The sequence below is a fragment of the Sulfurospirillum arcachonense DSM 9755 genome (assembly GCF_000597725.1).
Taxonomy (GTDB): domain Bacteria; phylum Campylobacterota; class Campylobacteria; order Campylobacterales; family Sulfurospirillaceae; genus Sulfurospirillum_A; species Sulfurospirillum_A arcachonense.
Genome location: NZ_JFBL01000009.1, coordinates 50,393 through 71,211 on the forward strand (window position 1 = coordinate 50,393; position 20,819 = coordinate 71,211).

General features: G+C 31.7%; 20 protein-coding genes and 1 riboswitch. Of the genes, 15 read left to right on the plus strand and 5 right to left on the minus strand.

From position 1 onward, the window contains the following. Window positions 1-42: 42 nt before the first annotated feature. From K354_RS0108320 to K354_RS0108330, 3 genes are read left to right on the plus strand one after another with little or no spacing between them, the layout of a single operon-like run. Entirely contained in the window at window positions 43-2,553 is a 2,511-nt protein-coding gene (locus K354_RS0108320) for an aldolase/citrate lyase family protein (RefSeq protein WP_024955045.1), read from the plus strand. A gap of 10 nt (window positions 2,554-2,563) precedes the next feature. Beyond that, window positions 2,564-3,628 carry a MaoC family dehydratase gene (locus K354_RS0108325; protein WP_245600593.1) on the plus strand — a complete coding sequence of 355 codons (1,065 nt, stop codon included), beginning with the start codon at window positions 2,564-2,566 and terminating at the stop codon, window positions 3,626-3,628. Between the two features lie 13 nt (window positions 3,629-3,641). Further along, entirely contained in the window at window positions 3,642-4,625 is a 984-nt protein-coding gene (locus tag K354_RS0108330) for an HpcH/HpaI aldolase/citrate lyase family protein (RefSeq protein ID WP_024955047.1), read from the plus strand. Between the two features lie 67 nt (window positions 4,626-4,692). Here the strand turns inward: K354_RS0108330 and K354_RS0108335 are convergent, their stop codons facing one another. Then, the gene (locus K354_RS0108335; protein ID WP_024955048.1) at window positions 4,693-4,917 is read right to left on the minus strand and encodes a DUF6953 family protein; all 225 of its coding nucleotides are present in this window, start codon (window positions 4,915-4,917) and stop codon (window positions 4,693-4,695) included. Window positions 4,918-5,172: 255 nt separating this feature from the next. Beyond that, window positions 5,173-6,108, minus strand: a complete 936-nt coding sequence (gene mmuM / locus K354_RS0108345) for a homocysteine S-methyltransferase (protein WP_024955049.1) — start codon at window positions 6,106-6,108, stop codon at window positions 5,173-5,175. A gap of 97 nt (window positions 6,109-6,205) precedes the next feature. Here mmuM and K354_RS0108350 point away from each other — a divergent pair, with 97 nt between their 5' ends. The 3 genes from K354_RS0108350 (at window position 6,206) to K354_RS0108360 (ending at window position 8,119) form a co-directional block, all read left to right on the plus strand. After that, window positions 6,206-6,631 carry a protein tyrosine phosphatase family protein gene (locus K354_RS0108350; RefSeq protein WP_024955050.1) on the plus strand — a complete coding sequence of 142 codons (426 nt, stop codon included), beginning with the start codon at window positions 6,206-6,208 and terminating at the stop codon, window positions 6,629-6,631. Window positions 6,632-6,702: 71 nt separating this feature from the next. Then, window positions 6,703-6,846, plus strand: a riboswitch (FMN riboswitch). Between the two features lie 91 nt (window positions 6,847-6,937). After that, entirely contained in the window at window positions 6,938-7,567 is a 630-nt protein-coding gene (gene ribB, locus K354_RS0108355) for a 3,4-dihydroxy-2-butanone-4-phosphate synthase (RefSeq protein ID WP_024955051.1), read from the plus strand. 66 nt (window positions 7,568-7,633) lie between these two features. Continuing rightward, window positions 7,634-8,119, plus strand: coding sequence for a ribonuclease HI (locus K354_RS0108360; RefSeq protein WP_024955052.1), 486 nt, complete (start codon window positions 7,634-7,636; stop codon window positions 8,117-8,119). Window positions 8,120-8,139: 20 nt separating this feature from the next. Here K354_RS0108360 and K354_RS0108365 read toward each other — a convergent pair whose 3' ends face one another. Together K354_RS0108365 and K354_RS0108370 are read right to left on the minus strand one after the other, a co-directional pair. Continuing rightward, window positions 8,140-10,128, minus strand: coding sequence for a methyl-accepting chemotaxis protein (locus K354_RS0108365; protein ID WP_024955053.1), 1,989 nt, complete (start codon window positions 10,126-10,128; stop codon window positions 8,140-8,142). A gap of 139 nt (window positions 10,129-10,267) precedes the next feature. Continuing rightward, entirely contained in the window at window positions 10,268-10,831 is a 564-nt protein-coding gene (locus K354_RS0108370) for a flavin reductase family protein (RefSeq protein ID WP_024955054.1), read from the minus strand. A gap of 85 nt (window positions 10,832-10,916) precedes the next feature. Between K354_RS0108370 and K354_RS0108375 the strand changes: the two genes are divergently transcribed. Next, the gene (locus K354_RS0108375; protein ID WP_024955055.1) at window positions 10,917-12,407 is read left to right on the plus strand and encodes a fumarate hydratase; all 1,491 of its coding nucleotides are present in this window, start codon (window positions 10,917-10,919) and stop codon (window positions 12,405-12,407) included. A gap of 74 nt (window positions 12,408-12,481) precedes the next feature. On the opposite strand, the gene K354_RS0108380 is transcribed toward K354_RS0108375, so the two are convergent. After that, window positions 12,482-12,691 carry a YgaP family membrane protein gene (locus K354_RS0108380; protein ID WP_024955056.1) on the minus strand — a complete coding sequence of 70 codons (210 nt, stop codon included), beginning with the start codon at window positions 12,689-12,691 and terminating at the stop codon, window positions 12,482-12,484. A 334-nt stretch (window positions 12,692-13,025) separates the two neighbouring features. Here K354_RS0108380 and K354_RS0108385 point away from each other — a divergent pair, with 334 nt between their 5' ends. The 8 genes from K354_RS0108385 to K354_RS0108420 all read left to right on the plus strand — a co-directional run bounded on the left by K354_RS0108385 (window position 13,026) and on the right by K354_RS0108420 (window position 20,783). Next, entirely contained in the window at window positions 13,026-14,357 is a 1,332-nt protein-coding gene (locus K354_RS0108385; protein ID WP_024955057.1) for an NFACT RNA binding domain-containing protein, read from the plus strand. A gap of 21 nt (window positions 14,358-14,378) precedes the next feature. Continuing rightward, entirely contained in the window at window positions 14,379-14,708 is a 330-nt protein-coding gene (locus tag K354_RS15165) for a hypothetical protein (protein WP_024955058.1), read from the plus strand. A gap of 65 nt (window positions 14,709-14,773) precedes the next feature. Further along, complete coding sequence (locus K354_RS0108395) at window positions 14,774-15,538, plus strand: phosphatidate cytidylyltransferase (RefSeq protein WP_024955059.1); 765 nt, start codon at window positions 14,774-14,776, stop codon at window positions 15,536-15,538. Beyond that, complete coding sequence (gene dxr / locus K354_RS0108400; protein ID WP_024955060.1) at window positions 15,539-16,606, plus strand: 1-deoxy-D-xylulose-5-phosphate reductoisomerase; 1,068 nt, start codon at window positions 15,539-15,541, stop codon at window positions 16,604-16,606. A gap of 20 nt (window positions 16,607-16,626) precedes the next feature. Continuing rightward, entirely contained in the window at window positions 16,627-17,871 is a 1,245-nt protein-coding gene (locus K354_RS0108405; RefSeq protein WP_024955061.1) for a uracil-xanthine permease family protein, read from the plus strand. A gap of 33 nt (window positions 17,872-17,904) precedes the next feature. Continuing rightward, window positions 17,905-19,233 (plus strand): alanine/glycine:cation symporter family protein, encoded by a 1,329-nt coding sequence (locus K354_RS0108410; protein ID WP_024955062.1) that lies wholly within the window; start codon window positions 17,905-17,907, stop codon window positions 19,231-19,233. 184 nt (window positions 19,234-19,417) lie between these two features. Next, entirely contained in the window at window positions 19,418-20,005 is a 588-nt protein-coding gene (locus tag K354_RS0108415; protein WP_024955063.1) for a LysE family translocator, read from the plus strand. Between the two features lie 7 nt (window positions 20,006-20,012). Continuing rightward, window positions 20,013-20,783, plus strand: coding sequence for an AraC family transcriptional regulator (locus K354_RS0108420; protein WP_024955064.1), 771 nt, complete (start codon window positions 20,013-20,015; stop codon window positions 20,781-20,783). Window positions 20,784-20,819: the final 36 nt, after the last annotated feature.

Sequence of the window (20,819 nt, forward strand, 5' to 3'; positions counted from 1 at the left end):
TATTTTTACTGGAGCTTGGCTTTAGAAAAAGGAGATAATAAAATGAAAGAATATCCACAATTAGAAATAGAAGTTCCTGAGTTCTTAAACATTGGAGTTTCTTGCACATCAAAACACTTAGGAACGATAAAAGAAAATTCGATTGCTATGATTATTGAAGATACCAATCTTGGTACAAGTCAAATAACTTATAAAGATTTAGCAAACAAATCAGATAGACTTGCAAACTTTCTAAAATCTATACATGTAGATGTGAGAGATAGAGTTTTGATATGTCTGAAAAACTCTTTAGCTTATCCTATTTCCTTTTTTGGAACGATGAAAGCAGGGATAATCGCTGTACCTACTTCGACACTTTTAAGTGGCTCTGAAGTAAAATATCTTGCAACAGATTCGCAAGCAAAAGTGATGATACTCTCAGCGGTAATGTATGAAAATCTTCTTCCTTATTTAGAAAACTTAGATAATCTAAACCATATACTTATAGCAGGTATACCAAATGTTGATGCTATACAAAAACCTAAAAGTATTCAAATTTATGCTTTAGATGAGATTTTAGAAAATTTTAGTGATGCAGTAAATCACTATAATTCAAAATCAGGAGAACCCGCATATCTTGTATATACTTCAGGCACGACAGGTTTTCCTAAAGGGGTACTTCACTCTCATCGCTCACTCGTAGGACGTGAACCTGCAAGTGAATTTTGGTTTGACTTTAAAGAGAATGATAGGATTATGCATTCGGGAAAATTTAATTGGACTTATGTTTTAGGTTCAGCTTTGATGGACCCCTTATATAGAGGATATACAGTAATTGCACATGAAGGAGAAAACGATGCAAAAAGTTGGATTAAGCTTATTAAAAAGCATAAATGTACTATTTTTATTGGTGTTCCCACAATATACAGACAGATTATTCAAAAAACAGATTTTAGTATTGAAGATTGCCCAAGTTTAAGACACTGCATGAGTGCAGGAGAACACCTCTCTTCTGAAATGGTAACACTTTGGCAAGAACGCTTTAAACAAAATATATATGAAGCGATTGGCATGAGTGAGTTTTCTTACTATATTTCTCACTCTAAATTTAAACCAATTCGTCCAGGAAGTGCAGGGTTTGTACAACCAGGACATAATGTAAAACTTTTAGACCCAAATACATTAGAAGAAGTTGATGTTGAAGAAGAGGGTATGATTTGTATTGGAGAGGATGATCCAGGATTGTTTTTAGAGTATTGGCACTTAGAAGAAGATACTGCAAAAGCAAGACACAACGGTTATTTTTTTACAGGAGATTATGCAAAAAAAGATAAAGATGGATACATCTGGTTTTTAGGAAGAAAAGATGACATCATTAATACTTTTGGTTTTCGAGTAAGTCCTCATGAAATAGAAAGAGTGATAAAAACACATCCAAAAGTTGCTGATTGTGTAGCTTTAGGGATTGATATAGATGTATATAAAACACTTGTTGCTATTGCTATTATCCCAAGAGGGAATATAAGTGAACAAGAAGAAGCAGAAATACTAAAATATGGACAAAATAACTTAGCAAAGTATAAAGCTCCTAAACAAATCTATGTTGTTAAAGACTATCCAAAAACAAAGAATGGAAAAGTTTTAAGAAAAGAGTTAGTAAAACAGCTTACTAGTGAAAAACCTGTTGAAAGTGAGAAAGTTGAAGTGTATAGAGCAAGACGCTCTATGCTTTTTGTTCCACCATACAATGAAAGATATATAGACAAATCAAGGACCCTTTTAGCGGATGCAGTTATCTTTGATTTAGAGGGTATTTTAGAAGAGCAAAGAGTAGTAGCTCGTAGAATAATAGAAAAACAGTTTAATAAAAGTAGTGATTTTGGAACAAGTGAGAGAATTTTAAGAGTTAATAAACTCAATAGCCCAGATTTATTAGCAGATATAGAACTAGCAAAAAAAATAGATATTGATGCGATTCTTTTTTCTTGTATTCAAAGTGCGGGTGATGTGATGAAAGCAGATGAAATTTTAGAGGCAATTGATCCAAAATTAGGGTTGATGATAACTATAGAATCACCTTTAGGAGTACTTAATATCCAAGATATTTGTTCTGCTGGAACATCTCTTCGTTGTGTGATGATAGGTTCAAACACTTTAGCTCAAAGATTGCAGATAAATTTGAAAAAAAATTCAAAGGCTATTTTTAATTATATGGCACAAATAGTACTTGCTGCTAGAGCGTATGGAAAAATAGTTATAGATGGCCCCCATTTTGATGTAAATGATGAGTTTTCTTGTGAAGCAAGTTCAAAAGATGCATATTATCTAGGATGTGATGGAAAAGCAGCTATCCATCCTATACAACTTGAGTATGTAAATGACATTTTTACACCTAAAAAACAAGAAGTTGAAGATGCAAAAGAGATGATAAGTGAGTTTGAACGTGCACAAAAAAGTGGAAGAGAAGTAATACAGTTTAAAGATGAACTTATAGATAGAACAAGAATAGAATGGGCACAAAGGATTATAACATTGTATGATAGATACCGAGAAATTGGTAAAGAATTATTTTAAGGAGTTAATTTTGAAAATAAGCAATAAAATTAACAAAGGAAATTATTTTGAAGATTTTGAAATAGATCAAAAGATAATCCATCCACTACCAAGAACTATAAGTGATGGAGATGTTTCTTTTTATATTGGGCTTACTGGAAGTAGGTTTGCCCTTCACTCTTCTGATGAGTTTGCAAAAGAGTTGGGTTACGCACATAGACCAATTGATGATATGTTGATGTTTCATCTTACTTTTGGAAAGTCAGTACAAGATATATCTCTTAATGCTATTGCAAATCTTGGTTATGCTGAAGTGGTATTTAAAAATCCTGTTTTTGTAGGAGATACTGTAAGTATGGAGTCTACTATTATTGGATTAAAAGAGAATTCTAATGGTAAAAGTGGCGTTGTTTATGTTCATTCGATTGGGCATAATCAATATGGTGATGAGGTGTTAAACTTAAAAAGATGGGTTATGGTGCATAAGAGGGAGCAAGGGATTATGCGAGGTATAAATATTGTACCAGAGCTCAAAAAAATAGCACCTATATCAGAAAATATTAGTATTCCTAGACTTTTTAGATTTGATACACAAGTGACTGGAGGAGAGTACTTTTTTGATGATTATGAAGTAGGAGAGAGACTCAATCATCTAGAAGGAATAACAATAGACAATAGCGATCATACACTAGCAACAAAGCTTTACCAAAACAATGCAAAAGTACATTTTGATGATTTTATGATGAAAAGTACTCCTATGGGAGAGAGACTTATGTATGGGGGACATGTAATTTCTATAGCAAGAACTATCTCTTTTAATGGTTTACAAAATGCTCTTTGGATATATGCTATAAATGCTGGAGTTCACGCAAATCCAACGTATGGAGGAGATACAATCTACGCATATAGTGAAATTATAGAAAAGATAGAGCATAACAGAGAAGATATAGGATTACTTAGAGTAAGAACTGTTGGGCTTAAAAATATGAGACCTGAGGACGTAGAAAATCCAAAAGGTGAAGATGGAAAATACCTTAAAAACGTTGTACTAGATTTAGATTATACAATCGTAATACCAAAAAATAAAAATTTATAACAAGGACGAGATTATGACACACCCTAATGTTGAACTATTTGAATCAGGAAAATCTTTACCGATTATTCCTTCATGTGAGCATTTTACTGGCAGTGAAAAGCTTATTGGAAAAGCATATGAATTACAAAAAAAACTAGGACCAATTTTTGATATAACTTGTGATTGTGAAGATGGTGCACAAGTTGGTGCAGAAGAACAACACGCTAGGATGGTTGTTCGTATGATAAATTCTGAGGCTAATCTGTATGGGATGGCTGGAGTGCGTATACATGATTATTCAAATATAAATTGGAAACAAGATGTTGATATCTTGGTTCCTGGTGCTGGTGAAAAACTCTCATATATAACTCTTCCAAAAGCGACAGCTTATGAAGAAGCAAAAGAACAAATAGAGTATATCCAGACAATATGTAAAAAAGAAGGTATAGCAAGAGAAATACCAATCCATATTTTGATAGAAACACATGGGGCACTAAGAGATGTTGAGCAGCTTGCAACTCTTCCTTGGCTTCAAGTACTTGATTTTGGTTTGATGGATTTTGTCTCAGGCTACCAAGGGGCAATCCCTGCTGGTAATATGAGAAGTCCAGGACAGTTTGAGCATAAGTTAATAAGTAGTGCAAAAGCAAAAGTCACGCAAGCCGCACTCTCAAATCATGTTATCCCAGCTCATAATGTAACACTTGATTTAAAAAATGCATATCAAACTTATGAAGATGCATACAGAGCAAAAAATGAGTTTGGTTTTATGAGAATGTGGAGTATATACCCAACACAAATCACCGCTATAGTAGATGCCATGAAACCAGATTTTACTGAAGTAGAAGATGCAGGTAATATACTCATAGCAGCACAAAATGCAGCATGGGGACCAATCCAATATGCCGGAGAACTACATGATCGCGCAACTTATAGATACTTTTGGGAGTTAGTACAGCGCGCCCACTTTAGTGGACAAAAACTTAGTGAAGAGGTAAATAAGAGGTTTTTTGCTTAGATTCTTTACATGTAAGGCTGTAGGGTATTTACAGTCTTACATAAGTTGTTGTTTTAGGTGTATAAATTTATCTCCAACAACATCCATCTTTATCCCAAAGGATATTTTCGCCTTTTACTTTATTGAATTCTCTTATAACTTTTCTGTCTATAGTAAGAGTTCCATGCGTAGTTTCAAAAACAAATTCATCTCCAAATTTTTCTTTAATAATATCCACTAATCCTACCTGATTTAAAACACCTTTTTTCTTTAATTCGTTTAGCATAAATTGTGCAACGTCTTTTACATTCATTATAATTTCCTTTTTACCCTTAGGGTAAGTATATTACATAATACACGAAATATCATTAAATAGGGGTTTTTAAAGAGAAGAGTTTAACGTAAAACAAAGTTTTTAGAGACAATTTGTTAGTATATTGTAAAAATTATAGGAATAAATCATGGATGAATTGGTTTTTACGGTTATATTTACAATTGTCTCTATTGTTATCCTTGTTGTTAGTGTGCTGTATGCAGCCAAGACATGGAAAAAAATCAATAATAAACTTTAATCTTCCCTTACCCATTTTGCTATTTGCTCGATATCTGTTGGGGTAGTTTGACAACATCCTCCAATAAGAGTGGCACCTTTTTCATACCATAGCTCGGCTTTTGCTTTATAAGAAGATATCTCTTCTTTTGTATTCCATGTTTTTGTTATAGCATCATAACTTCCACCAGCATTTGGATAGACGATGATAGGCTTAGTAGATACTTCTTTGATTTGTGAAATAAGAGATGCGATGTATTGTGGAGCAGTGCAGTTAATCCCTATGGCTATGATCTGTTTTTGCTTATCAAGCCACTGTGCACACTCTTTGATTGGGGTTCCATCGTTTATATGTTTTTCATCTTTAGCACTAAAAGTTAACCATGCATGAGCATTTGGAAAGTCTTTTAAAAGCTCACACAGTGCTTTTGCTTCTTTGAAAGATGGTAAAGTTTCTAGTGCAAGTAAATCAGGATTTGTTTCAAGGATAGTTTGCATACGCTCTTTATGAAAATCAATGAGTTCTTGCTCGCTTACTTTATAATTTCCTCTAAATTCTGAACCATCAGCTAAAAATGCTCCATATGGACCAATAGAAGCAGCTACTAAAGGTTTTACTCTAGACTTATTTGTATTGTTTTGAACAAAATTATCTCTAGTTTTTTTTGCTAGTTCGATAGAGTTTTTAAGAAGCTCTTTGGCTTCTTGTTTACTCAAACCTTTTTTCATAAAACCTTCAAAACTTGCCTGATAGCTTGCAGTTGTTATACAATCAGCCCCAGCTTCAAGATAGTCTTGATGCACTTGTGCTATAGCCATAGGGTTTTGCATTAAAAATTTAGCTGACCAAATAGGATCATTGAGCTCATACCCTTTTCTTTCTAACTCTGTTCCTAAGGCACCATCAATAACAACAGCTTTTTGTTTTTTCAATATTTTTTCAATTGGGTTCATTATATACATCCTCGAAGTAAATATAACGGATATTATAGCTAAAGATAGACCAATATATTTCTTGATATAATGCTGTATTTATTACAAAGGAGAAAAGATGGAATCAATTTTAAATTATATAAAATTTAATGAAAATATATCTACAGCAGGACAACCTAACTCAAAAGAGTTTAAAAAAATTGCTAAAAAAGGATTTGATGTTGTTATAAATCTTGCTCTTAGTGAAAGTACAAATGCTCTTAAGAATGAAGGGAAGGTTGTAACAAAAAATAAAATGTCTTATATACATATCCCTATAAGTTGGAAAAAACCAGAAAAAGAAAAGTTACAACTATTTTTGAAGATATTAAAAGTTTTGCAAAAAGAGAATAAAAAAGTTTTTATTCATTGTGCAAAAAACTATAGAGTAAGTGTTTTTATGTATCATTATAAAAAGCAAATTGTAAAAGAGAAAGAGCCCAAGTTATTAGCCCCCAAAGATTTTCGTATTAACAAAACTTGGAAAAAATTCCTTCTTTCTTAAATAAAAATATTACATAAAATAGATAAACTTTTAATTATCAATTAATAATATATTTGATAATATAATCAAAATTTATTTCTCAGGGCAAGGTGAAATTCCTTACTGGTGGTAACTACTTAAAAGTAGAAGTCCACGAGCGCTTCATAGTATGAAGGTCAGCAGATTTGGTGTAAATCCAAAACCAACAGTTAAAGTCTGGATGGAAGAGAAAATAATATGTCTTTTTATTGTTTAATAATTAGGATAATATTGCTTTTAGCATTAGCCCTGATTCAATAAGTTTACTTTAATATAAAGGTATACCTAATGAATCAAAATACAATGAGTCGTGATTCTAAATCACGATTATATGGAGCACTTAAAACCTTGCAAAAAGGTAATGGTGTGATTGTTATGGATGATTATAACAGAGAAAATGAAGCTGATATAATCTTTTCTGCCCAAAGTCTAACAAAAGAACAAATGGCACTTCTTATAAGGGAGTGTAGTGGTATAGTTTGTTTGTGTCTTCCTCATGAAAAAGTTGATGAACTCCAACTCCCAATGATGGTTCAAAATAACAACTCAAAATACGAAACACCTTTTACTGTTTCAATCGAATCAAAAGATAATGTTACAACAGGAGTATCAGCTCAAGATAGAGTAACTACAATACAATCTGCGATTTCTGCTGATGGTGTTTCTAAAATTGTTTCTCCTGGACATGTATTTCCTTTAAGAGCCAATAAAGATGGGGTATTAGGAAGAGCAGGGCATACGGAATCTGGTATTGATTTGATGAAATTAGCCAATTTAGAGCCTTATGCAGTATTGTGTGAAATAACAAATCCTGATGGAACAATGGCAAAAGCAAATGAGATTAAAGTATTTGCACAAAAACATTCTATGCCAATTATCAGTGTTCAAGATATCATAGAGTATAGAAAAGGACAATAAAACAGTTTTTACATGTAAAGCAAAAAAGCTTTACATGTAAATGTTTTCATATGCTATACTAGCAGGATGAAACAAAAACAACTTTTATTTACTGATGGTAGTGTTAATCCTCAACAAAATATAGGTTTTGGGGCGTATTTACATGTAAGAGAAAATGATATTTACAATGAGTCTTTAAAACACGATATAAAGCTTAAAAAATTTGAAAATACTTCTTCAACGAAATTAGAATTAGAAACTTTATTGTGGGCTTTAAATGAGATAAGTATAGAAGAATCTGAGTTGATTGTTTTTACTGATTGTCAAAATATTTTAGGTTTACCAGCCAGACGTGAAAAGTTTGAAAAAAACAGTTATTTAAGTGCTAAAAACAAAAAAATATCTAACCATGAACTCTATAAAGAATTCTATAAAATTACAGATTTATTGCAATGTCAATTTATTAAAATCAAAGGACATAAGCCCAAAAAGGATAAAGATAATAGAGATAAGTTTTTTACACTTGTGGATAGGGCATCAAGAAATGCACTAAGAGAGGAACTTAAAACATAAGCTTCTCAAAAGATAATTTTTTACTTTTTATTTAATATATCAAGTGTTTTTTCATATACTGATAATTTCTCAAGTTCATTATTGAGTTCATCAGTTAGTAGTGATTGTGATTGTAACTCTTTTGAAATAGTTTTACTTTTACTAGAAAGCTCATTCATCTCACCAGATAAATTTGAGCTACTTGTTGACATCTCTGTAATACCATCGCTTATCTCTTTCATAGTGCCACTAATATTTTCAACAGCTTGAACAACAGTGCTTACAGATACGTTTGTGTCAAGAAGACTTTTTTGTGTTCTCTCTGCAAGTTTTCGTACTTCATCGGCTACAACAGCAAAACCACGTCCATGTTCTCCTGCACGTGCCGCTTCAATTGCTGCATTCAGTGCTAGTAGATTTGTCTGGTCTGCAATATCTGAAATGATTCCTAGAACAGAACGAATATCATGAACATAGGTAGTGAGATTTTCTGACTCTACTATAAGTTGAGCATTTTTTTCACTACTTTCTTCCATATCAGTTGAAAAATTACTAAATTGTTGTTTGACTGATGAGAGTTGGTTTTCGATTTGATTAATAGCATCAACGGCATGAGAGAGAGTAGTTCCTATGCTTTGGATAACCGGCATACTTTCTTTCATTTGAACAAGCATTGCATTATTGATATTTTCAACCATCATTTGACGATTGATTTTTCTCAGAAGAAAATAGCTTTTAAACCCAGCATATTTTTGAACAAAATCACTAAGATACTCCCCTTCTATAAATTCATCTTTATCTTTTTTATAAAAAAAGATAGCAGTAAGTGTTTGGTTAATATTGATTCCCAAAAGTTCTCCAAAAGTAGAAAAACCAACGACAGGGACATCTTTAAAAGTGTGAAGATTGTTAAGTGAAGTGGCATTAAAAAGACGCCTTAAAATACAGTCATTAAATATGGCTCCAATAGCTTTTGGTTTGTTTTTACTAAATTGTGCATAGTCACCTTGTATTGTATTTACAAAATCTGTTTTTTCTAAAAGAAAAAGCTCTTCTCCTGCTTCAATATCACAATAAAAATGTACAGTGCTATCATCTACTGATGCAACTGAACGTATATAAAGTTCATCATCTATTTCTATAGCAAAAGTAAAATTAGCTAGTTTTGCATCAAGTTCATTTACTGAACAAGAAAAGTGGGAACACAAAGCTTCTACGAAGCTAATATGTTTATTTGTTTGAGTATCTAAGATACCAGTAACTGTACGTTTAATAGAGTTGGCTTCAAGAATGGTAAATTTTGTAGAAGTTTTTCTAAAATTTTGACTTTTAAAAATACTAAAACGGTATTGTGGTTTAAATTTAATAAATGTAACTATTGCATGATGACGCAAAATTCGTTTGCCATCATAGATATAAGTTGCTTGAAAATCGAGTTTACCACCAGCACTTCCTCCTACAAGTAAACAAGGAAAATTACCTACATTGTATACTGCTTCCATAAAAAAACTTTCACTTGCAGAAAGACCATCTATGAGGGTATATCCAATGGTATCTTCGTGATTTATTTTAAAAGGAACTTTAATTTTTTTGATCTCTTTTGCGATATTGTCAATTCTTTGGTTTGCACTTAAAGAACTTGTAGCCATATCCTCACTCTCAAGAGGAATCGTTGCAACAAAAACATCACTTATCATAGTTGAATCAAATAACATGAGAACTATATTTTCAGTGTTATCTTCTGAGTAGAGATTATCTAAAGGGATTGTTTTATCAAAACTACAAAGTTCGCCAGCCGTTGAAGAAAGTATGAGAGTCGTTTCAGAAGGCAAGGCACTTTTAATTTGTGATGAAATTTCTGAAAAATCAAGTAATGGTGAGATAAAGCCCATAACAAGTTTTGGTGTTATTGAGAGGTTCTTTAGCTTAGCACTATTGATTTCAGATTTTTTCAAAAGAAGGGTGACAATAGGATTTTGACACTCTTCTTCAATGTTCTTTTTCGTTGTGTTTTTTAAAAAGCTAAGCATATAGCTCTCCCTTGATTTTTGGATGTTAGATAGTATCTTTTAAATATCATGCGAAAAAATTATAACATAGATTGCGTAAAAATAGCTATTTATTAAAAAAATATTTAAATTTTATACTAATAAAATAAATTAATTTTTATTAAATTTTAACCATAGCAGAAAAAAATGCTCCACATCTTCCTACATTTTCTACATGTATATGAGAATTTTCATCTATTCTATTGTCTTCTATAAACTGTTTTTTGATTTCTAAAATAATAGGGGTAGTTTTACCTGGGAGTTGTACTGTACTATAATAGTTACAAAACAATGCACTCTGAGAAGAACTTATCATTGGTGGGAAATCTTTTAAGAGTTTTTGTGTCTCTATGTGGTATTGTATAACTTCACTTTGTTCTTTACTAAGTGGGGTTGCAGATAATTTTAGTTTTTCAAGGTTGTCTTTGTTTGGAAAACAAATAGTAGCTTTTTTATTTTTTTGTATATTGGCTAAAGTATCTTTTGGGACACCTGGAGTTTTCTCTCCAATTGCCACTATCAGAGTTGCTGGATTACTTGAAAGTGGTATAAAGTATGAAAATGGTGCGGCATTGATAATACCATCATCTTCAGTTACTATCCATGCGATAGGTCTTGGTACTACTGTATCAGACATAACTTTATATCTGTCTAATTCATTAATCTTTTCATAATCTAAAATCATAGAGTTACCTTTTTTTTATAAATTATATCCTAAAAATATCCCCTATGTACTGATACAATTGACAAAATTTAACACGGAGAGGTCAATGGGAAAAATTACACAAAATGACATAAAACAAAGTATTGCTGACGCAGTTCAGTATATTTCTTACTATCATCCAGAGGATTTTGTAAAAGGTATGGTTCAGGCTTATGAAGTAGAAAAGTCTGAAGCAGCTAAAAATGCAATTGGTCAGATTCTTATAAACTCAAAAATGTGTGCTATGGGACATCGTCCAATCTGTCAAGATACTGGTTCTGTAAATGTTTTTATTAAAGTAGGAACAAAAGCAAATCTAGAAATTACAGATGAATTAACAGATATTATTAATGAAGGTGTTGCTTTAGGTTACCAAGATCCATCTAATACTCTTAGATACTCTATCGTAGCTGATCCAGCAGGTGCAAGAACAAATACAAAAAACAATACTCCTGCAGTAATTCATTATACTGTGGATAATTCAGATGAGATTGAAATCACAGTTGCTGCAAAAGGTGGCGGTAGTGAAAATAAATCTAAATTTACTGTTTTAAATCCAAGTGATTCTGTATATGATTGGGTTATGGATAATGTAAGACAAATGGGTGCTGGCTGGTGTCCTCCTGGAATACTAGGAATTGGTATTGGTGGAAATCCTGAAAAATCTATGCTAATGGCAAAAGAATCTTTAATGGGTCAAGTAGATATTCATGAACTTAAAGCAAGAGGTCCTCAAAATGCTTTAGAAGAATTAAGACTAAAATTATATGAAGATATCAATAAAATTGGTACGGGTGCACAAGGATTAGGTGGTATTACTACAGTTTTAGATGTTAAAATCTTAGACTACCCATGTCACGCTGCTTCTTTACCAGTTGCTATGATTCCAAACTGTGCGGCAACAAGACACATTCACTTTAAATTAAAAGGTGATGGACCAGCAGTATTTAAAAAACCAGATTTAGATATTTGGCCAGATCTTGAATTGCCAATGGATACTATTAAAAAAGTAAATATCGAAGATTTAACAAAAGAGAATTTATCTCAATTTAAATCAGGTGACACTCTACTTCTTTCAGGAAAAATTTTAACTGCACGTGATGCTGCGCATAAGAAAATTGTTGAGTACAAAAATGCAAATAAACCTCTTCCAAATGGTGTTGAGCTAAAAGATAGATTTATTTATTATGTTGGACCTGTTGATCCTGTAAGAGATGAAAAAGTTGGACCTGCGGGACCTACAACTTCAACAAGAATGGATAAATTTACTAAAGACATGATGGAAATTGGTATTATGGGAATGATTGGTAAGGCTGAAAGAAAGCAACCAACTATTGACCTAATTAAAGAATACAAATCAATGTATCTAATCGCAACTGGTGGTGCAGCATACTTGATTTCACAATCAATTAAAGATGCTAAAGTAGTTGCATTTGAAGAACTTGGTATGGAAGCTATTTACGAATTTGAAGTAAAAGACATGCCTGTTACTGTTGCTGTTGATACAGAGGGTGTTTCTATTCACACTACTGGGCCAGCAGAGTGGAACTGTATCTAAAATATATATGATAAAGAAGGAAAGCAATTTCCTTCTTTATTTATCATCAAAAAATATCTAAGGTATTTAGACATTTATAGTTCGCAGTCTTTACCGCTATTTTTACTTTTACAAGAATCCAATCCTATTAGAGTATAAAGTCCACACCAGCCTAGAGCTCCTGTGATAAAGATAACTGCACCTACAACTAATAGAATAATAGAATGAAAAAAACCATAAACCATAATAGGAATACCAATCATCAACCTTAAAAATCTATCTAATGTTCCAACATTTCTTTTCATGATATACCCCTTATAAAATCATATATTTTTATTATATAGTAATAATGTGTAGTTTTTGTTTAGTTAATGATATAATCCCAAATAAAAAAAGAAATAAGATACAAATATTCTCAACAAAGTTGAAGCTTTAGTGAAAGGAATTTTGTCTGGACTTGTTCAGATAAAGAAGAAGTAAGGTAAAGAAAATCTCAACAAAGTTGAAGCTTTAGTGAAAGGAATTTTGTCTGGACTTGTTCAGATAAAGAAGAAGTAAGGTAAAGAAAATCTCAACAAAGTTGAAGCTTTAGTGAAAGGAATTTTGTCTGGACTTGTTCAGATAAAAGGAGAAAGAAAAATGAAAAGAAATGAATTAATCCAAGTAACCCAATATTTAAAAAAATTTAAAGCAGTCTCTTCTATTGGTAGAGTTGACGATAGCATTATAAAAATAGTATTTGACAAAGGAGAAGTACTTTTTTTTGATATGAAAAGGGGAGATTCTCATATTTTTAAAAAAGATGAATATAGACGTGCCAAAGTTTATAATGCTCCTTTTGATGTAGTTTTGTATAAAAGATTTAATAGAAGTAGTATTATCTCTTTGGACGTAAGTGAGGGGAATCGGATTTTACGTATGAGCGTAAATTCTAATTCAAGTTATAAAGCACAAACAACAACTTTGCAATTTGAATTTACAGGACGTAATACTAATGCTATTGTTTTAGACGATAATGATATTGTTTTAGAAGCACTAAGACACATTGACTCTAGTGTTTCATATCGCTCGATTAAAGTTGGAGAGCATTTAGAAGAGTTACCTGTACGGGAGTTTGAAGAAAAACCTTCAAATATAGGCGAAGATATAGAAGTTTACTTACATAATGAGTATACAAAACGTGCACAAATTAAACTCAATCAAATCAAAAATCAAAGATTGATACTTCTTCAAAAAAAAATAGATAAATTACAAAAACTTTTAAATAAGCTAGATAACGAAGAAGAATTATTAGCAAAAAGTGAAAAGCTTAATTTTTGGGGGACTTTGGTTTTAAGTAATCTTCATCTTGTAAAAGCGTATCAACAAGAGATAGAATTAAAAGATTTTGAAGGAAATCTTGTCAAGATAGTCGTGCCAAAAGAAGCAAGAACTCCTAGTGAGATTGGAAATATACTTTTTGATAGTTCAAAAAAATTAAAAAGAAAAGCAAAATCACTTTATAAAGAGAGAGAAAATTTAAACGAAAAAATAGATTTTTATAAAAAAATGCAAAGTGCAATAGAGAGTGCAAGTGATGAATCCGAGATAAACATACTTCTTCCTCGCCAGCGACATTCTAAAAAAACTAAAAAGTTACAAGTCTCTTATGAAAGTTTTTTTATAGAGGGATTTAAAGTAATGTTGGGCAAAAATGAAAAAGGTAACATTGAGTTACTAAAAGAGGCAAAAAAACGGGATATATGGTTACATATTAAGGATATTCCTTCTTCTCATGTTATAATAAGAACAGATAAAGATACAGTGCCTCAAAGTGTATTAAATTTTGCAGCAAAGCTTTGTGTAGATTTTTCTGTAACTTCAAAAAGTTCATATTTGGTCGATTATACTCAAAGAAGGAACGTTAAAATAAGAGATGGTGCAAACGTGAATTATGTAGATTATAAAACATTACATGTAGATAAGGATTAGAAAAGAAAACGAGGAAATATTATGGCAGTAAGTCCAATAGGTGGAGCGATTTATACAAATCAAAACATGAATGCAGCTGCAGTAAAGCAGACAGATTTTCAAAATAGAATCGATATGCAAAATGTTGCGGCAAGTGCTGCTACTAACGAAAAAGGTAAAGAAGTACGCGAAATCAGACCTACGGAAGAAACATATAAAATTGATCCAGAAAAAGAGCACGAAAAAGAGAAAAATGAAGAAGAAACAGGTGCTAAAGAAGAACAAATTACAAGAGATACTAAACACAAAAGATTAAAAAAATCAGACGATGATGAAACTCCACCAACTTCATTATTAGATATAAGAGTCTAAAATACTCTAAGCAAAAACTCACTATTTATTGGATAATATAGAAGAAAATTACAATTAGGATAACTATGGACTTTAAAAAAATATATGATTCTAATAAAGAAAGAGTCCTAACTGGTCTAGTTCTTATGGGAATTGCTATTTTAATGGCTATTATGGATAGCCTATTTTTAACATGGGCAATTCTTGGCATTTGTTATATGTTTGCTTTTTATGAAGCGATGAAACTTTTTGGTGAGAAAGATAATAAATTTTACGTTTATGCTTTATTAATTTGGATTGCAGCAGCTTTTTATCCTCACCCAATAGAGCTGATTTTTATTGTTTTAGTTGTTTTAATAGCTACTATGGCGCATAAGAAAGATGTAAAATATGAAGCATTAGCTCCATTTCTTTATCCATCTATTTCTATGCTGTTTCTTCTAACTCTTTATAAAGATTTTGGGATGTCAATACTTATTTGGCTAGTTGTAGTTGTAGCTTCTACTGATACTGGGGCTTATTTTGTAGGTAAAAGTATTGGTAAAACTCCTTTTTCTCCAACATCACCAAATAAAACGTGGGAAGGTGTTGTAGGTGGAATTTTTATAGCTACCATTGCAGGTACGTTTATCGGTATGGTTTTTTACCCTGTAGAAATAGCACTTGTAACCTCTTTACTTGTTTCTGCATCTTCTGTTTGGGGTGACTTGTTTGAAAGTTATTTAAAACGTGAGGCAGGAGTAAAAGATAGTGGAACTATTTTCCCTGGACATGGTGGTTTTTTAGATAGATTAGATGGGTACCTTTTTGCAGTTATTTTTATGTTTGTAATTCTTCGAGGATTATCGTAGGTGATACTTTTAGGCTCTACTGGCTCAATTGGGGTAAATACCCTTAAAGTTGCTATAAGGTTTTCTTTACATGTAGAAGCACTAGTTGCAGGAACTAATGTAAAACTTTTAAATGAACAGATAAAAAAACATAACCCAAAATATGTTTGCGTAGCAACGAAAGAATTTGTAAAAGAAGTTGAGCATAAAAATGTATATTATGGCAATGAGGGTATTTTAGAAATACTTGAAATTGCATCTTCAAATTTAGTAGTTAATGCTTTGGTTGGTTTTGCAGGACTTGCTCCTACTTTAAAAACAATGGAACTTGGTAAAAAATTAGCACTTGCAAACAAAGAGTCTTTAGTTGTTGCTGGGCATCTTCTTAATTGTAAAGAGATAACACCAATAGATAGTGAACATTTTGGTTTGTGGTATCTTTTAAATGGAAGAGAAATTGAGAGTATGACTATTATGGCAAGTGGTGGTGCATTTAGAGATACACCACTTGATGAGTTAGCGCTTCAAACTCCTGCACAAGCTTTAAAACATCCAAATTGGTCTATGGGAAGAAAAATAACCATCGATAGTGCAACGATGACTAATAAACTTTTTGAACTTCTTGAAGCAAAGTGGTTATTTGGTATAGATAAATTAGATGCTATTATGGAAACAAAATCTCTTATGCATGCTATGATAAACTTTAAAGATGGAAGCTCAACCACGCATATGGCAAATGCAGATATGAAACTTCCTATATCCTATGCACTTCTTGGAAAAGTAGATGAGCAAATCTTACCTCCTGTAGATTTATGTAAAGCTGGTAGTCTTGAGTTTAGAAAAATTACGCAAGAGAGATACCCTATCTGGGAAATAAAAGATGAAATTTTAAAAGAACCTCATAGAGGTGTCGTGATAAATGCTGCAAATGAAATAGCAATAAATAAATTTTTTGCAGGACAATTAAATATACTTGAGTTAGCAGAGTTTACAAAAAAAGCATTTAGGTATTTTGAAAACATCAATCCAAAAAGTTTAAATGAAATATTTGAAATTGATAAAGAAGTAAGAGTTTATTGTAATAAATAAAATTTAATAAAAGGTAGTATATGCAAAGTACGGATTATAACTTTCGCTTGAAAGATAGCATTGTTGGTCTTCAGTTTTTGTTTGTTGCGTTTGGTGCGCTTGTTTTAGTCCCTATTCTTACCGGACTTAACCCAAATGTTGCGCTGTTTACAGCAGGTCTTGGAACACTTCTATTTCAATTAGTAAATAGAAAAACAGTTCCTCCAATTTTTTTAGCTTCTAGTTTTGCTTTTATAGCTCCAATTATTTATGGGGTAAAAACATGGGGAATTGCTGGGACTATGTCAGGACTTTTCGCTGCTGGTTTATTTTACGTCATACTAAGTTTTATAGTGCGTTTAAGAGGTTCAGGCTTTTTACATAAGCTACTTCCTGCTGTTGTTGTTGGACCAGTTATTATGACAATTGGTCTTATTCTTTCTCCAGTTGCTGTAAATATGGCTATGGGACAATTAGCTGATGGTACTGTTATTGTTGAGTTTCCAGTGGCTATAACGGTTTCGCTTATCACTTTAGCAGTTACAGTTTTAGTAACACTTATGGGAAAAGGAATTTTTAGATTATTGCCTATTCTTTGTGGTATTTTTTCTGGTTATGTAGTGGCACTTTTCTTTGGGATTGTCAATTTTGATGCAGTAACAAATGCTGCTTGGTTTGCTATGCCAGCATTTGTGGCACCTGAATTTAACTGGGAAGCTATTATTTATATCTTACCTATTGCAATTGCACCAGCAGTTGAGCATATAGGGGATATGTTAGCTATCTCAAATGTAACAAAAAAAGATTATTTACAAGAACCAGGACTTAAAAACACTCTTTTAGGTGATGGTATTGCAACTTCAGCGGCAGCACTTTTTGGTGGACCACCAAATACAACTTATTCTGAAGTAACGGGGGCGGTTACTGTGACAAAAGCATTCAATCCAGCAATCATGACTTGGGCTGCAATTTTTGCAATTGTTTTAGCATTTGTAGGAAAACTTGGTGGATTTCTTTCGACTATTCCTATGCCTGTTATGGGTGGAGTTATGCTACTTTTATTTGGTATTATTGCTTCAATTGGTATGGAAACACTTATAAAAGAGAAAGTTGATTTAGCAGATCCTAGAAATATGATTATTGTTTCTATGATTTTGGTTTTTGCTATTGGTGGTATGACTTTTAATTTTGGTGGCGTAGCATTTTCAGGAATTGGTCTTGGAGCTATAGTGGGGATTATTTTAAATTTAGTTTTACCAAAAACAAAACATTTTGATGGTTATTAATCTTTAATAGAAAAAATTTACAAAAGGGAATATATGGAGTATATCGAGAATTTAGTTTCAACACTTTCGGGTATAGTATGGGGCCCACCTATGCTTATATTATTAGTTGGAACTGGGCTGTATCTTACTATTATTTTAAAAGGTATGCAATTTTGGGCATTACCTCATGCTATAAAACTTATCTTTTTAAAAGAAGAAGAGGGTGAAGGAGATATTTCTCACTTTGCTGCACTCATGACAGCACTTGCTGCAACGGTAGGTATCGGAAATATCGTAGGTGTTGCAACTGCTATTACTCTTGGTGGACCAGGAGCTGTTTTTTGGATGTGGGTAACAGGACTTGTAGGAATGGCAACAAAATATTCTGAAGCAATTCTTGCTGTTAAATACCGTGAAGTTGGTGAAAATGGTATGAAAGGTGGTCCAATGTACTATCTTAGAGATGGTGCAAAACTACCAAAACTTGGTATGGCATTTGCTATTTTTACAGCATGTGCGGCATTTGGTATTGGTAATATGACTCAATCAAATGCAGTTGCAACACTTCTTAATTCTCAAATGAGTATCCCAACTTGGGTATCAGGTACTATTATGTTGACTTTTACTGCTGTTGTTATTTTAGGTGGAATTCAATCTATAGGTAAATATACATCAAAATTGGTTCCTGTAATGATTGTTGCTTATATTGTATGTGCAGTGGCTATTTTAGTTATGAATGTAGATAAAATTAGTGGAGCTTTTGGTCTAATCTTTTATCATGCATTTAATCCAATTGCAGCTGGTGGTGGTTTTGCAGGTGCTACAATGGCAGCAGCTATTAGATTTGGTGTGGCTCGTGGTGTTTTTTCAAATGAATCAGGTCTTGGTTCAGCACCAATCGCAGCAGCTGCAGCTAAAACAAATATCCCAGCAAAACAAGCACTAGTGAGTATGACTCAAACTTTTATTGATACACTAGTTGTTTGTACTATGACAGCTCTTATTATCCTTATCTCTCCATTTTGGCAAGAGGGCGTGAGTGCAGGATTATTGACAATGCAAAGTTTTTCATATCATTTAGGGGATATCGGTGGATATGTTATCATCGTAGCAACTGTACTTTTTGCATACTCTACAATTTTAGGTTGGAGTTATTATGGTGAAAAAGCATTTGAGTTTATTTTTGGTGAAAAATTTGTAAGACTATATCGTGTACTTTTCATAGCAGTAGTTATGGTGGGTGCGATGATGAAGTTAGAATTTGTTTGGAACTTTTCAGACCTCGCAAATGGTTTGATGGCTATACCAAATCTTTTAGCACTTCTTATTCTTTCAAAAGTGATATCAAGCGAAACAAAAACTTATTTTAAAAGTATAAAATAGACTTTAAGGGAAGGCGTAGTCTTCCCTTTTTTTAATAAATCACATAAAGTTCAAACTTCAACGTTCGTATAGAGCTCTTCATTTTAAAATCTATACTAGATATATTAATATGATTGCAATAATGTACTATGCTAAATATTAATTAAAATATATAATGAACTATTCTGAAATCAAAGGGGTAGTTATGAGTATAACATCTTTTATAATTTATTGTTTTATTATAACTTTTTCACCAGGACCAACACATATTGTTACTCTATCAACTGTTCATAATTATGGAATAAAAAAAGCAATAAATTTTTGCTATGGTTCTTCTATAGCATTTGGTATCATCATGATATTATCTGTTGTATTAAATTCAGTATTAGCAACAGTATTACCAAAATTTATCATAATAATGCAAATTATTGGGGCAATTTATATTTTGTATTTGGCTTATAAAATCTATACAATGGATAGTTCATCAAATAGTAAAAAAGATTTTGCTTCTTTTAAAACAGGGTTTGTTATGCAATTTATAAATCCTAAAGTTGTTTTGTTTTGTGTAACTGTGATTCCAAGTTTTGTTATGCCTTATCATAGCTCTTTTGATGAATTGTTTTTATTTGCATTTATTGTATTTATAATAGGTACAATGTCATATTTTGCGTGGGTACTTTTTGGTAGTATTTTGAAAGTATTTTTACAAAGATATCAAAAAATTACAAATACATTTATGTCGTTATTTTTAGTATATTGTGCTATTATGATTTCAGGAATAACTAATTTTTGAGTGAAAAATGGATAAATTTATATACAAAAATAAACTTGATATTACTGCATTATCAGCAAGTATGAGTAAATTTACATATAAAAAACATTCTCATGAAGAGTATGCTTTGGGGGTAACTTTAAGAGGTGTTCAAGAGTATTATTTAGATGGAAATTTTCATGCATCTTATAAAAATGGAGTAATGCTTTTTAATCCTGAACAAGTTCATGATGGACATGCAAAAGAGTATCAAGAAGGTTTAGATTATGTAATGATATATATTAAACCAAAACTATTTTTAGAGGCTTTAGAAAAAAAAGATATTGTTAAGTTTACTCAGCCTATTGTCTATCAAGAAAAGTTAAAAAATGATATATTAAACCTTTCTTTTTCAATCTTAAATAACAAAGATATTGCTTTATGTAATGAATTATATTTGAATGTAATAGATAATTTTACTTCAAAAGATTTTTGCTTAGATTATAAAAAAGAGATAGGACTTATTAAAAAAGCAAAAGAAATTATTTACTACAATCTTGATAAAGTTTTAGACCTTGATGAGATATCAAAAGAATTGAATTTATCAAAATTTCAATTTATTCGCATATTTAAATCTAATACGGGAATAACTCCATACCAATATTTTTTAAATTCAAAGATGATTCATGCAAAAAAACATCTTGATATGACAAAAGACTTATATGCAACTGTTGTGGAATTTGGTTTTACAGATCTTTCTCATTTAAATAGGCATTTTAAAAGTGTTTATGGAGTAACTGCGTATGAGTATATTACATAGTAATTGTGCTTTATGTCAAAATAAACTAGCAATTTC

Excerpts from the sequence above, each read along its gene's own strand:
- K354_RS0108395 (WP_024955059.1), top strand. The coding sequence starts at position 14,774 with ATGGACTTTAAAAAAATATATGATTCTAATAAAGAAAGAGTCCTAACT.
- mmuM (WP_024955049.1), bottom strand. The coding sequence starts at position 6,108 with ATGAACCCAATTGAAAAAATATTGAAAAAACAAAAAGCTGTTGTTATT.
- K354_RS0108385 (WP_024955057.1), top strand. The coding sequence starts at position 13,026 with ATGAAAAGAAATGAATTAATCCAAGTAACCCAATATTTAAAAAAATTT.
- K354_RS0108360 (WP_024955052.1), top strand. The coding sequence starts at position 7,634 with ATGAAACAAAAACAACTTTTATTTACTGATGGTAGTGTTAATCCTCAA.
- K354_RS0108405 (WP_024955061.1), top strand. The coding sequence starts at position 16,627 with ATGCAAAGTACGGATTATAACTTTCGCTTGAAAGATAGCATTGTTGGT.
- K354_RS0108375 (WP_024955055.1), top strand. The coding sequence starts at position 10,917 with ATGGGAAAAATTACACAAAATGACATAAAACAAAGTATTGCTGACGCA.
- ribB (WP_024955051.1), top strand. The coding sequence starts at position 6,938 with ATGAATCAAAATACAATGAGTCGTGATTCTAAATCACGATTATATGGA.
- K354_RS0108335 (WP_024955048.1), bottom strand. The coding sequence starts at position 4,917 with ATGAATGTAAAAGACGTTGCACAATTTATGCTAAACGAATTAAAGAAA.
- K354_RS0108365 (WP_024955053.1), bottom strand. The coding sequence starts at position 10,128 with ATGCTTAGCTTTTTAAAAAACACAACGAAAAAGAACATTGAAGAAGAG.
- K354_RS0108320 (WP_024955045.1), top strand. The coding sequence starts at position 43 with ATGAAAGAATATCCACAATTAGAAATAGAAGTTCCTGAGTTCTTAAAC.
- K354_RS0108350 (WP_024955050.1), top strand. The coding sequence starts at position 6,206 with ATGGAATCAATTTTAAATTATATAAAATTTAATGAAAATATATCTACA.
- K354_RS0108410 (WP_024955062.1), top strand. The coding sequence starts at position 17,905 with ATGGAGTATATCGAGAATTTAGTTTCAACACTTTCGGGTATAGTATGG.
- K354_RS0108330 (WP_024955047.1), top strand. The coding sequence starts at position 3,642 with ATGACACACCCTAATGTTGAACTATTTGAATCAGGAAAATCTTTACCG.
- K354_RS0108415 (WP_024955063.1), top strand. The coding sequence starts at position 19,418 with ATGAGTATAACATCTTTTATAATTTATTGTTTTATTATAACTTTTTCA.
- K354_RS0108370 (WP_024955054.1), bottom strand. The coding sequence starts at position 10,831 with ATGATTTTAGATTATGAAAAGATTAATGAATTAGACAGATATAAAGTT.
- K354_RS0108380 (WP_024955056.1), bottom strand. The coding sequence starts at position 12,691 with ATGAAAAGAAATGTTGGAACATTAGATAGATTTTTAAGGTTGATGATT.
- K354_RS0108420 (WP_024955064.1), top strand. The coding sequence starts at position 20,013 with ATGGATAAATTTATATACAAAAATAAACTTGATATTACTGCATTATCA.
- K354_RS15165 (WP_024955058.1), top strand. The coding sequence starts at position 14,379 with ATGGCAGTAAGTCCAATAGGTGGAGCGATTTATACAAATCAAAACATG.